This window comes from Streptomyces sp. H51 (assembly GCF_035656535.1).
In the GTDB taxonomy this organism is placed as follows: Bacteria; Actinomycetota; Actinomycetes; order Streptomycetales; family Streptomycetaceae; genus Streptomyces.
Window position 1 is genome coordinate 98,649 of sequence record NZ_JAYMHD010000077.1, and the last position, 12,174, is coordinate 110,822.

The 12,174-nt window shown below is 70.6% G+C and carries 13 protein-coding genes; 9 read left to right on the top strand and 4 right to left on the bottom strand.

Annotation, left to right across the window (positions count from 1 at the left end):
* Window positions 1-34: 34 nt before the first annotated feature.
* From VKA29_RS29360 to VKA29_RS29380, 5 genes are all read left to right on the top strand, one after another.
* The gene (locus tag VKA29_RS29360; protein ID WP_324789027.1) at window positions 35-586 is read left to right on the top strand and encodes a 2-oxo-4-hydroxy-4-carboxy-5-ureidoimidazoline decarboxylase; all 552 of its coding nucleotides are present in this window, start codon (window positions 35-37) and stop codon (window positions 584-586) included.
* Between the two features lie 253 nt (window positions 587-839).
* Window positions 840-1,220: a succinate dehydrogenase, cytochrome b556 subunit gene (sdhC, locus tag VKA29_RS29365; protein WP_324789028.1), complete on the top strand. Its 381-nt coding sequence runs from the start codon at window positions 840-842 to the stop codon at window positions 1,218-1,220.
* A 5-nt stretch (window positions 1,221-1,225) separates the two neighbouring features.
* Window positions 1,226-1,708, top strand: a complete 483-nt coding sequence (locus tag VKA29_RS29370; RefSeq protein WP_324789029.1) for a succinate dehydrogenase hydrophobic membrane anchor subunit — start codon at window positions 1,226-1,228, stop codon at window positions 1,706-1,708.
* A 19-nt stretch (window positions 1,709-1,727) separates the two neighbouring features.
* Window positions 1,728-3,482 (top strand): succinate dehydrogenase flavoprotein subunit, encoded by a 1,755-nt coding sequence (sdhA, locus tag VKA29_RS29375; RefSeq protein ID WP_324789030.1) that lies wholly within the window; start codon window positions 1,728-1,730, stop codon window positions 3,480-3,482.
* A complete protein-coding gene (locus VKA29_RS29380) occupies window positions 3,482-4,243 on the top strand; it encodes a succinate dehydrogenase iron-sulfur subunit (RefSeq protein WP_324789031.1) in 762 nt (253 codons plus the stop codon). Before sdhA ends, VKA29_RS29380 begins: the two co-directional genes overlap by 1 nt.
* 267 nt (window positions 4,244-4,510) lie before the next feature.
* On the opposite strand, the gene VKA29_RS29385 is transcribed toward VKA29_RS29380, so the two are convergent.
* The 3 genes from VKA29_RS29385 to VKA29_RS29395 form a co-directional block, all read right to left on the bottom strand.
* The gene (locus tag VKA29_RS29385; RefSeq protein WP_324789032.1) at window positions 4,511-4,774 is read right to left on the bottom strand and encodes a TM2 domain-containing protein; all 264 of its coding nucleotides are present in this window, start codon (window positions 4,772-4,774) and stop codon (window positions 4,511-4,513) included.
* 214 nt (window positions 4,775-4,988) lie between these two features.
* Entirely contained in the window at window positions 4,989-5,396 is a 408-nt protein-coding gene (locus VKA29_RS29390; RefSeq protein WP_324789033.1) for a DUF2752 domain-containing protein, read from the bottom strand.
* A complete protein-coding gene (locus VKA29_RS29395; RefSeq protein ID WP_324789034.1) occupies window positions 5,389-5,835 on the bottom strand; it encodes a TM2 domain-containing protein in 447 nt (148 codons plus the stop codon). Before VKA29_RS29395 ends, VKA29_RS29390 begins: the two co-directional genes overlap by 8 nt.
* Before the next feature lie 116 nt (window positions 5,836-5,951).
* On the opposite strand from VKA29_RS29395, the gene VKA29_RS29400 reads away from it, so the two are divergent.
* Both VKA29_RS29400 and VKA29_RS29405 read left to right on the top strand, forming a co-directional pair.
* Window positions 5,952-6,701, top strand: a complete 750-nt coding sequence (locus VKA29_RS29400; protein WP_324789035.1) for a TetR/AcrR family transcriptional regulator — start codon at window positions 5,952-5,954, stop codon at window positions 6,699-6,701.
* 90 nt (window positions 6,702-6,791) lie between these two features.
* Window positions 6,792-7,409 carry a Uma2 family endonuclease gene (locus tag VKA29_RS29405; protein ID WP_324789036.1) on the top strand — a complete coding sequence of 206 codons (618 nt, stop codon included), beginning with the start codon at window positions 6,792-6,794 and terminating at the stop codon, window positions 7,407-7,409.
* On the opposite strand, the gene VKA29_RS29410 is transcribed toward VKA29_RS29405, so the two are convergent.
* Window positions 7,402-9,810, bottom strand: coding sequence for an MMPL family transporter (locus tag VKA29_RS29410; RefSeq protein ID WP_324789249.1), 2,409 nt, complete (start codon window positions 9,808-9,810; stop codon window positions 7,402-7,404). The two genes, VKA29_RS29405 and VKA29_RS29410, sit on opposite strands and share 8 nt — an antisense overlap.
* Window positions 9,811-9,975: 165 nt before the next feature.
* On the opposite strand from VKA29_RS29410, the gene VKA29_RS29415 reads away from it, so the two are divergent.
* Together VKA29_RS29415 and VKA29_RS29420 are read left to right on the top strand one after the other, a co-directional pair.
* Window positions 9,976-10,701: a response regulator transcription factor gene (locus VKA29_RS29415; protein ID WP_324789037.1), complete on the top strand. Its 726-nt coding sequence runs from the start codon at window positions 9,976-9,978 to the stop codon at window positions 10,699-10,701.
* Window positions 10,698-12,152, top strand: a complete 1,455-nt coding sequence (locus VKA29_RS29420) for a HAMP domain-containing sensor histidine kinase (RefSeq protein ID WP_324789039.1) — start codon at window positions 10,698-10,700, stop codon at window positions 12,150-12,152. Before VKA29_RS29415 ends, VKA29_RS29420 begins: the two co-directional genes overlap by 4 nt.
* Window positions 12,153-12,174 lie beyond the last annotated feature (22 nt).

Here is a 12,174-nt window from a genome sequence, read left to right on the forward strand (position 1 = left end):
GCCACTCCCCTCACAGATTCCCCTGCCGAAACACGTGACGCCCACACACCTTCCCGGCCGGACCGCCATACCGGCGCTGCCCGAGCAGACCCGCATCCCGTCGTCCGCGACCGCTGCCGCGACCGCGCTGGACGACTTCAACTCCGCGTCCGCGGACGAGGCACGGCGGCTCCTCCTCGCCTGTCTCCACAGCCCGCTCTGGGCCCGCCGCCTGACCGACCACCGGCCCTACCCGGACGCCGGGTCCCTGCTGGCGGCGGCCGACGAGGCGGCGTACGACCTGGCCCCCGACGATCTGGCGGCGGCCCTGGCGGCGGAGACGCCGGCCGCCCTCCCCGACGACACCTACTCCGCGGCACACACCGCGCTGAGCGCGGCGTACGCCGCCTACGAGGCCCGGTTCGGCCACACCTTCGTCATCTGCCTGGCCGGTCTCGGCCCGGACGAGACGCTGGATCACGTGTTGGAGGGCATCCGGTCACGGTTGGCGAACGATCCGGACGACGAACGGACCGTCGCGGCGGACGAGCTGCGGCGGCTGGCCGGGCAACGGCTGGCGCAGTCCCTGTGCGGCGCGCGGCGGTGACCGGCGCACGGCCCCGCCGCGCCGGCGTGACCTGCCACAACGGCACAGCTTGCGACACGCGACAGCACAGGTCGCACCACAAGCCGTCGGCGCTCACCCATCCGCGTGCCACTTCGATCACACCGGTAGACCCGGCGTAAGCGCCCCGGGAAACGGTGGCTACGATGCTGGGGGCCGGTGGACCGTACCCGGCCGGGCCCGACCGACAGCACAAGCCGGCGCGGCCCCAATCCCCGCTCCCGGAGGGAATTCCGTGCCGGCTGGAACGCTGTACCGCGGCCGGGAAGGAATGTGGTCCTGGGTGGCTCACCGAGTCACCGGCGTCCTCATCTTCTTCTTCCTGTTCGTTCACGTGCTGGACACCGCTCTCGTCCGTGTCTCCCCCGAGGACTACGACAAGGTCGTAGCCACGTACAAGACCCCGATCGTCGCCGCGCTGGAGTACGGCCTCGTCGCCGCCATCCTCTTCCACGCGCTCAACGGCCTGCGCGTCATCGCCGTCGACTTCTGGTCGAAGGGCCCGCGCTACCAGAAGCAGATGCTCTGGTCCGTCGTCGGCATCTGGGTCGTGCTGATGCTCGGGGCGGTCTACCCCGTCCTCGGCCACGCCGCTCGTGAACTGTTCGGGAGCTGAGACTCATGGCGACCACTGAATCCACCGCTTCGGGCATCGGCCCCGTCGAGGGCGGCTCCGTCTACGGCGTCGACAACCCGGCGCCGCTCATCGAGGCGCCGCGCAAGCGCACCAAGAAGACCCCGAAGTCCACCCGGGGCAACTTCGAGCTGGCCGCGTGGCTGTTCATGCGCCTGTCGGGCGTCGTCCTCGTCGTCCTGGTCCTGGGCCACCTGCTGATCCAGCTCGTGCTGGACGGCGGCGTCTCCAAGATCGGCTTCGCCTTCGTGGCCGGCCGCTGGGCCTCCCCGTTCTGGCAGGTCTGGGACCTGCTGATGCTGTGGCTGGCGATGCTGCACGGCGCCAACGGCCTGCGCACGGTCATCAACGACTACGCGGAGCGCGCGAACACCCGGCTGTGGCTGAAGGGCCTGCTCTACACCGCCACGGTGTTCACCATCCTGCTGGGCACGCTGGTGATCTTCACCTTCGACCCGAACATCCGCTAGGCACGGGGCTGCGAGAATCATGAAGATCCACAAGTACGACACCGTCATCGTCGGCGCGGGCGGCGCCGGCATGCGCGCCGCCATCGAGGCCACCAAGCGCAGCCGCACCGCCGTGCTCACCAAGCTCTACCCGACCCGCTCCCACACGGGCGCCGCGCAGGGCGGCATGGCCGCCGCGCTCGCCAACGTGGAGGAGGACAACTGGGAGTGGCACACCTTCGACACGGTCAAGGGCGGTGACTACCTGGTCGACCAGGACGCCGCCGAGATCCTGGCGAAGGAGGCCATCGACTCCGTCCTCGACCTGGAGAAGATGGGCCTGCCGTTCAACCGGACCCCGGACGGCACCATCGACCAGCGCCGCTTCGGCGGTCACTCCCGCAACCACGGCGAGGCCCCGGTCCGCCGGTCCTGCTACGCGGCCGACCGCACCGGCCACATGATCCTCCAGACGCTGTACCAGAACTGCGTCAAGGAGGGCGTGGAGTTCTTCAACGAGTTCTACGTCCTGGACCAGCTGATCACCGAGGTCGACGGCGTCAAGCGGTCGGCCGGCGTGGTCGCGTACGAGCTGGCGACCGGCGAGATCCACGTCTTCCAGGCCAAGGCCGTGATCTACGCCTCCGGCGGCTGCGGCAAGTTCTTCAAGGTGACGTCGAACGCGCACACGCTGACCGGCGACGGCCAGGCGGCCGTGTACCGGCGGGGCATCCCGCTGGAGGACATGGAGTTCTTCCAGTTCCACCCGACCGGCATCTGGCGCATGGGCATCCTGCTGACGGAGGGCGCCCGCGGTGAGGGCGGCATCCTGCGCAACAAGGACGGCGAGCGCTTCATGGAGAAGTACGCGCCGGTCATGAAGGACCTCGCCTCCCGCGACGTCGTCTCCCGCTCCATCTACACGGAGATCCGCGAGGGCCGCGGCTGCGGTCCCGAGGGCGACCACGTCTACCTCGACCTCACCCACCTGCCGCCGGAGCAGCTGGACGCGAAGCTGCCCGACATCACCGAGTTCGCGCGGACCTACCTCGGCATCGAGCCCTACACGGACCCGATCCCGATCCAGCCGACCGCGCACTACGCGATGGGCGGCATCCCGACGAACGTCGAGGGCGAGGTCCTGGCGGACAACACCACCGTCATCCCCGGCCTGTACGCGGCCGGCGAGGTCGCCTGCGTGTCGGTGCACGGCGCCAACCGCCTGGGCACCAACAGCCTGCTGGACATCAACGTCTTCGGGCGCCGGGCCGGCATCGCGGCGGCGAACTACAGTCAGCAGGCCGACCACGTCGAACTGCCGGAGAACCCGGCCGACTTCGTCGTCTCGCAGATCGAGCGGCTGCGCGAGTCCACGGGCACCGAGCGGGTGTCGGTGATCCGCCGCGAGCTGCAGGAGACCATGGACGCCAACGTCATGGTCTTCCGCACCGAGCAGACGATCAAGACGGCGGTCGAGAAGATCGCCGAGCTGCGCGAGCGCTACAAGAACGTGGCGATCCAGGACAAGGGCAAGCGGTTCAACACGGACCTCCTCGAGGCGATCGAGCTGGGCAACCTGCTCGACCTGGCCGAGGTCATGGCGGTGTCCGCGCTGGCCCGCAAGGAGTCCCGCGGCGGTCACTACCGCGAGGACTACCCCAACCGCGACGACGTCAACTTCATGCGCCACACCATGGCGTACCGCGAGGTCGGCGCCGACGGGTCGGAAACCGTCCGTCTCGACTACAAGCCGGTCGTCCAGACCCGCTACCAGCCGATGGAGCGTAAGTACTGATGGCAACCCCTGTTCTGGACAAGGTGGAGGCGGGCGCGGCCGCGTCGCCCTACATCACGGTCACCTTCCGGATCCGCCGGTTCAACCCGGAGATCTCGGCCGAGGCCACCTGGGAAGACTTCCAGCTGGAGATCGACCCCAAGGAGCGCGTCCTCGACGGTCTGCACAAGATCAAGTGGGAGCTGGACGGCACGCTGACCTTCCGCCGTTCCTGCGCCCACGGCATCTGCGGCTCGGACGCGATGCGGATCAACGGCAAGAACCGCCTGGCGTGCAAGACGCTGATCAAGGACATCAACCCCGAGAAGCCGATCACGGTCGAGCCCATAAAAGGCCTGACGGTCCAGAAGGACCTGGTCGTGGACATGGAGCCGTTCTTCCAGGCGTACCGGGACGTGATGCCCTTCCTGATCACGAAGGACACCAACGAGCCGACGCGCGAGCGTCTGCAGTCGGCGGAGGACCGCGAGCGCTTCGACGACACCACGAAGTGCATCCTGTGCGCCGCCTGCACCTCCTCGTGCCCGGTGTTCTGGAGCGACGGCCAGTACTTCGGCCCGGCCGCCATCGTCAACGCGCACCGCTTCATCTTCGACTCGCGTGACGAGGCCGGCGAGCAGCGCCTGGAGATCCTCAACGACCGCGACGGCGTCTGGCGCTGCCGCACGATCTTCAACTGCACGGACGCCTGCCCGCGTGGCATCGAGGTCACGAAGGCGATCGCGGAGGTCAAGCGAGCGCTGATCACGCGCCGCTACTGAGCCGCGTCCGCACCGTCCCCGCCACGGCGACACGGGCCCTGCCCCCGGTGACACACCGGGGGCAGGGCCTTTTCCGACGGCACCGCCCTTCGGTGCTTCCCGGCCGTGCTTCCCGGCCGTGTTTCGCGACGGTGTTTCGCGACGGCCTGCCGCGGTGGCGTGTCGGGGTCGTGTGTCGGGGTCGCGTGTCGGGGTGGCTTCCGCGGACAGCCCGAGGGGCCGCGCCCATGCGGTGGGAGCGGCCCCTCGGGCACGGAACGACGGCGATCAGCCGCGGAGCACGCGGCCCTGCGAGTCGGTGCGGTCGTTGCTGGTGAGGAACATGATGCCGTCGATCAGCGCCCAGACGCCCAGGCCACCGCAGGTGAAGAGCTGGGCGATCGCCACGCCGGTGTTGCCGACGTAGAAGCGTCCGGCACCGAAGCCGCCCAGGACGATCTGCAGGACGCCCGCGACGATCTTGGACTTCTCGGAGTAGGGGCGGCCCTGCGGGTCGTTGCCGTAGGGCGACTGGGGAGTGGGGACGGTCATGGCACTGCTCCTGGCATGTCAGTCGAGATGAGAGAACCGGATGGGATAGGTCCGGTTTTGACCCAGGAGGGATCACGTCACGACGTCACGATGCCCCCGCGCCGTTCTTCCCCCCGTGACCAGCGAGCTTAGAGAGGCAGGAGTACCGGAGGGGAGTAGTGGCGAAAATTCGTTCTTGTTCCGTGATCAAATTCCGTCATGGCCTGGACCAGGCTCAGACCACGTTGCGCGCCACCGTCCACGCCACCGCCACCGCGAGGACCAGCAGTTGGGCCCGGCGGCTCAGGGCCGGCTGCCAGCGGCGGCCGCGCAGACCCTCCAGCATCCAGCGGGCCAGCAGGGCGAGGGCGAAGGGCGAGGCGAGCAGGAGCGCCCTGTTGTCCAGCCAGGCCGCCGCGAAGTGACCGTGCATCAGGTCGTACGCCATACGGGTCCCCCCGCAGGCGGGGCAGAGCAGACCCGTGACGAGACGGAAGGGGCAGCGGGGCAGCAGGTGGCCGGGCTGGTGCGGATCCACGCCGTAGAGGTAGGCGGCACCGGCCGCGCCCGCGACGAGCACCGCGAGCGGCGCCGTCGCCGGCGCGCGCAGCGCGGATCGCGGGGCGGACGGCGTTTCAGCCACGCAGGACCCGTCCCTGGGCGTCGGTCTGCCCCTCGCTCACCAGCAGCATGATGCCGTCGATCAGCGCCCAGATGCCGAGGCCGCCGCAGGTGAACAGCTGCGCGAGGCCCATCCCGACATTGCCCACGTAGAACCGGCCGGCCCCGAAGGTGCCCAGGGTGAGCTGGAGGACACCGGCGATGATCTTCGACTTGTCGGAGTACGGGCGCCCGTAGGGGTCGTAGCCGTACGGGGCGTTCGGGTCGAACGGGGCGGCGCCGTAGGGCGGCTGACCGTAGGCGTACCCGCCCGGCTGGCCGTACCCGGACGCGCCGGGCTGGCCGTATCCGGCAGGACCGGGTCCGTAGGGGCCCTGGGGACCCGGTCCGTAGGGACCCTGTCCGTGCGGGCCCTGGGGGCCGGAGTCCTGCGGGCCCGGTGCGGGCGGCGTTTCACTCAAGGGAACTGCTCCTGTGGCGGGCGCGTCGTCCGGGGACGCGCGAAGATGCGATGACCTACCCGATCATCATGCCCGAGCGCCGCGCGGCACAGAAGCCGTGGTTAGGCTCTCTTACCGTGCCCGCGAAGAACGAAGGCCCCGAAGCGGGTCCGACGCCGTCCACCAAGTCCGAGCAGACCCGCACGCTCATCCTCGAGACCGCGATGCGGCTGTTCCGGGAACGCGGTTACGACCGGACGACGATGCGGGCCATCGCCCAGGAGGCCGGGGTCTCGGTCGGCAACGCGTACTACTACTTCGCGGGCAAGGAGCACCTGATCCAGGGCTTCTACGACCGGATCGCGGCCGAGCACCAGGTGGCGGTGCGGGAGGTGCTTCAGCGGGAGACCGACCTGGAGGCGCGGCTCGCCGGGGTGCTGAAGGCATGGCTGGACATCGCCACGCCGTACCACGAGTTCGCGGTGCAGTTCTTCAAGAACGCCGCCGATCCCGACAGCCCGCTCAGCCCCTTCTCCCCCGAGTCGGAGCACGCGCGCGTGGAGGCGGTCTCCGTCCACCGCGAGGTGCTGGCCGGCGCGACCAGGACCAAGGTGCCGGAGGACCTGCGGGACGTCCTGCCGGAGCTGATGTGGCTCTCCCAGATGGGGCTCGTCCTGTACTGGATCTTCGACCGGACGGAGGGCCGCGAGCGCAGTTACCGGCTGGCGGAGCGGGGCGCGCGGCTGACGGCCCGCGGGGTGTCGCTGTCCCGGTTCCGGGTGCTGCGGCCGCTGGTGCGGGAGGTGCACGAGCTGTTCACGGACTTCCTGCCGGGGATGACGAAGGCGATGCCGGATCCGGCGGTCAAGGGGCGGCAGCGCGAGTGATCACTTTCGGGTGAAGCGGTTCGAAGGGGACACCGCGGGTCGTGGCTGCCTACGATGATGTTCTCGACACCAGTCCCTAGGAGGCACGCGATGTCCGCTGCATCCGTCGAGCAGCCCTTCGACGACGACGAGCCGTTCTCGCTCACGGCCCTCGCCGACGAGATCATGGAGCGCCATCCGGGCTACCGCGTCGAGATCATCGGAGGCCACCTCCTCGTGACCCCATCCCCGGATGCCCCCCACGCCCGCGCGCTGACCGGCCTCATGATCCCCTTCATCGACGCCGGACTGCACGACGACGAAACCGAGGTCCTCCAGAACGTCGGGCTCTGGCTGCCGACCGGTGCCGAGGACTACGCCATCCCCGACCTCGTGGTCGTCGACGCCGACATCGACGACCACTACATCGAGAACAACGCGTACGACCCGGTCTGCTTCCGTCTCGTCCTGGAGGTCACCTCCGGAAACTGGAAGGACGACCTGAAGACGAAGGTCGCCGCCTACGCGGAGGCCGAGGTGCCGGTCTACGTCGTCGTCGACCGCAAACACCAGCGTCTTCACGTGCTCGCGGAACCCGTCGGGGGGGCGTACCAGTACCACCGCCCGCACGCCCCCGGGGAGCTCGTCACCCTGCCCGACTCCATCGGCGCCAAGGTCACCCTCGACGTCGACCAGATCCTCAAGGCCGGGCAGAAGAAAGCTAGTTGACCGCGTCCACCTCTCCCTCGGTCAGCTCCACGTCGTACACCAGCGGTCCCTCGGTCACCACCACGTGCCGCGCCCGCGTCCCGTGCGACGACGCCGTCACCGCCAGCAGGTACGCCCCCGGGCCCGGCACCGACACGATGTAGGAGCCGTCCGCCAGGGACGTCACGCGGTCCAGCTGACGGCCGCCCTTCGACATCAGCGTCACCGAGGCCTCCTCCACCGGCTCGCCGTCCGCCGTGCGGACGAAGCCGTGGATCACCGAGGCGGGGCCCGGCTCGGCCGGCGCTTCGGCGTCCTCCTCCTTGGGCTCCACCGCCAGGTGCGGCAGCCGCTTCTCCAGCCAGCCCGGCAGCCACCAGTTGGACGTGCCCACCAGGTGCATCACGGCCGGCACCAGCGCCGTACGCAGCACGAAGGCGTCGAGCGCCACCGCTGCGGCCAGGCCCACGCCCGCCATCGCCGCGCCCGAGTTGCCGCTGAGGACGAACGCCAGGAACACGCAGACCATGATCAGTGCGGCGGAGTTGATCACACGGCTGGTCTCGGCCAGGCCGACACGGACCGCCCGCGCGTTGTCGCGGGTTTGCACCCACTCCTCGTGCATCCGGCTCACCAGGAACACCTGGTAGTCCATGGACAGGCCGAACAGCAGCGACAGCATGATGACCGGCAGGAAGGCGTTGATCGGGCCCTCCTTGCCGAGGCCGAACAGGTCCAGGCCCCAGCCCCACTGGTAGACCGCGACCAGGACACCGAAGGAGGACGCCGCGGCGATCAGGTTCATCAGCGCGGCCGTCAGCGGCACCACCAGGGAACGGAAGGCGATCAGGAGCAGCAGGAAGCCCAGGCCGATGATCGTCGCGATGAAGAGGGGCAGGCGGTCGCCGGTCACCGACGCGAAGTCCTTCGAGACGGCCGTCACACCGCCCACGTGCGCCTGTGCGCCCGACCTCGGGATCACGTCGTCGCGCAGGGTGTCGATCAGCCGGTCGGTCTCCTTCGACTGCGGTGACGTGGTCGGCATGACCTGGATCACCGTCACGCCCTTCGCGGGCGGCAGCGCGGCGACCCGGGCGACCCCGGCCGTGTCCCCGATGTCCTCGACCAGCGTGGCGGTGTCGCCGCTGACGGCGACCACCTGGAGCGGGCCGTTGAAGCCGGGCCCGAAGCCCTCGGCGAGCAGGTCGTACGCCTTCCTGGTGGTGCTGGACGCTTCGTCGTTGCCCTGGTCGGTGGCGCCGAGGCGGAGCGACAGCACGGGGACGGCGAGGACGGCCATCACGACCAGCGCGAGCACCGCGATGCCGACGGGGCGCTTCTCGACGTTCGCCGACCAGCGGGCGGCGAGTCCGCTCGCCTTCTCCGGTTCGACGGTGCCCTCGGCGGCGAGCCGGCGGCGCTGGCGGCGGCTGAGGACCCGCGGGCCGAGGAAGCCGAGCAGGGCCGGGAGCAGGGTGGTGGCCGCCAGCACGCTCAGCACCACCGTCAGCGAGGTGCCGACGACCACGCCGTCCAGGAACCGCAGGCGCGTCACCAGCATGCCCGCCAGCGCGATGCACACCGTGCCGCCCGCGAACAGCACCGCGCGGCCGGAGGTGTTGAGGGCCGTGACCGCGGCGTCCTCGGGATCCATGCCGCGCAGGATGCCGCGGCGGTGCCGGGTGACGATGAACAGGGCGTAGTCGATGCCGACGCCGAGGCCGATCAGGGAGGCGAGCAGCGGGGCGATGTCGGGGATCTCGAACGTGTGGCTGAGGAGCTGGGTGGAGAACAGGCCCGTGCCGACGCCGAACACCGCGATCGCGATCGGCAGCAGCATCGCCACCAGCGAACCGAAGGCCAGGAACAGCACCACGGCCGCCGCGACGATGCCGACCATCTCCGACAGGCCCTGCGGCGGCTCCTGCACGCGCCAGATCGCCTGGCCCCCCAACTCGACCTGGAGGCCGTCGCGCCGGGCCTCCTGCGCGGTGTCGACCACGTCCTGGACGAGTTCCTTGGGCACCTCGTTCGCACGCTTGGCGAAGGTCACCTGGGCGTAGGCGATCTTCCCGTCGCGGCTGATCTGCGCGGCGCCCCGGGGCCCGGTGTAGGGGCCGGTCACCGCGCCGACGCCGGGCATCTTCGCGATCTCGTCGAGGGCGGGCTGGATCCGGGACCGTACCGCCGGGTCCTTCACCGTGCCCTCGTCGACCTTCCACACCACCATGTCGGTGTCGCCGGCCGTGTCCGGGAACGCCTTCTGCATCAGGTCGAACGCGCTCTTGGAGTCCGTGTCCGGGAGGGAGAAGACGTTCGCGTAGTCCGTGCCCGCCGTCGAGGCCGAGAAGCCCAGCCCGAACAGCGTTCCCACCCACAGCAACAGGACCACCAGCCGGTGCCGGTAGCACCAGCGTGCCAATGCCGCCAACTTCAACAGCTCCTCAGTCGCTCGGTCCGTCCCCCAGGGTCAGGGCAACAGCATCGGCGCCGCCACGCGCGCGTGGGCGCCGGCCCGCTCGACTCTCAAGGAACTCCAAAGAGGTATCACGCCCCGCCTCCGGCGCCCCGCCCGATACTGGTGGGCATGACGACGGTTCCCGGCACGGTACTGGTGGTGGAGGACGAGCCGAGCATCGCGGACGTCCTCGCCATCGCCCTGCGCTACCACCGCTTCGAGGTGCTGACGGCGGGCAGCGTCCGCGAGGCGCTCGCGCTCGTCGAACGCGCCGGCTCCCCGGCCCGGCCGGGGACGCGCGGAGCGGCCCCGATCGACGCCGCCCTGCTCGACGTCATGCTCCCGGACGGCGACGGCCGCGCCCTGGGCCGCCGGCTGCGCGCCGAGCGGCCCGAGCTGGCGCTGGTGTTCCTCACCGCGCGCGACGCGCCCGCCGACATCGTCGGCGCGCTCGGCTTCGGCGACGACTACATCACCAAGCCGTTCAACATCGACGAGGTGGTCGCCCGGATCACCGCGGTGCTGCGACGCACCCGGCCCGCCGACGTGCTGCCGCAGCGGCCGCCGCTCCGGTACGGCGACCTGGAGCTGGACGAGACGACGTACAGCGTCCACCGCGCGGGACGCACCGTCGAGCTCACCCCCACCGAGTACGCGCTGCTGCGCTTCCTGGTGCGCAACGGGGGCCGGACCGTCTCCAAGGAGCAACTGCTGCGTCACGTCTGGCAGTACGAGCACGCCCCGACCGAGTCGACGGTCGTGGAGACCTACATCAGCTATCTGCGGCGCAAGCTGGACACCCTGGGGGCGCCGGTGATCACCACCCGGCGCGGGGTGGGATACGGACTGGCGTGAGGGTCCCGCGTCCGCGCTGCAGACGGGGCCTGCACTCGCTGCGCGCCAAGCTGACCCTGGCGAACGTGGCGCTGCTCGCGCTCGGCATCGTCGCGGCGACCGCGGTCAGCCTGATGGGCATGCGGTACTACCTGCTCGACCAGGTCGACACCGAGCTGACCAAGACCCGTGACTCGCTGGGCGGTTCGCAGCTGACGCTGCGGAAGATCGACTCCCTGAGCGTGCTGGGGTTCGTCCGCGAGCGGCTGGCGCCGGAGCACACCGACGAGCGGCCGACGCCGGACTCGATCTTCGCGGCGGTCGACGGGCACGGGGAGCCGCTGAGCGTCATGGGGTTCAGGCCGACCGGGGTGCAGCGGGCTCTCGCCGAGGCCGTCCGCGACCCGCGCGGCCTGGCACGGGGTGCCGGGCCGCGCTCGGTGACCGTGCACGGCGCCTCCTACCGCGTCACCGCCACCCCCCTCGCCGACGGCAGGTTCGTGCTGATGGCCAGCTCCACGGAGGCCCTGCACCGGGGCATCGCCAAGGCCCTGAAGCTCGATCTGGCCATCGGCAGCCTGCTGTTGATGCTGCTGGCCTGGCTGACGATGGTGTCGGTGAGCCGCCGGATGCGGCCGCTGGAGGACATGGTGGAGACGTCTTCGGCGATCGCCGAGGGCGACCTGACCCGGCGGGTCCCCTCCAGCCACCATCCGACGCAGGAGGTGGAACAGCTGCGGCTCGCCCTGAACTCGATGCTGCACCAGGTCGAGTCGGCGTACCGGACGCGCGAGGACAGCGCGGCCCAGCTGCGCCGCTTCGTCGCGGACGCCTCGCACGAGCTGCGCACCCCGCTTTCCGCGATCCGCGGCTACCTCCAGCTGTACGACAAGGGCATGCTGAGCGATCCCGTGGAGCGGCGGCGGGCCTGGGACCGGGTGCTGGCGGAGACCGACCGCATGGGGCGGCTGGTCGACGAGCTGCTCACGCTGGCCCGGCTGGACCAGCGGCCCGAACTGCGGTTCCGCAACGTCGACGTCACCCGGCTGGTGCGGGAGGCGGCCGAGGACCTGCGGGTGCAGCAGCCGGAGCGGCCCATCACGGTCGGCGCCGACGGCTCCCTGCTGGTGCGCGCCGACGAGTCGGGGCTGCGCCAGGTGCTCGGCAACCTGGTGGGCAACGTCCGCACGCACACGCCCGCCGACGTGCCGGTGCGGCTGGGGGTGGAGCGCACGGACGGGCTGGTACGGCTGTGTGTCGCGGACGAGGGCCCGGGGCTGGCGGAGGAGGACGCGGCCCGCGTCTTCGACCGGTTCTTCCGCGCCGGAGGGGGCGCGGGCAGCGGGCTGGGCATGGCGATCGTGCAGGGCGTGGTCCAGGCGCACGGCGGCGAGGTGACGGTGTCCACGGCACCGGGCGCGGGCCTGGCGGTGACGGTCACCCTGCCGGCCCAGGCGACGGCCCGGTCGTAGGGCCAGGGCCGCACGGCTCGTC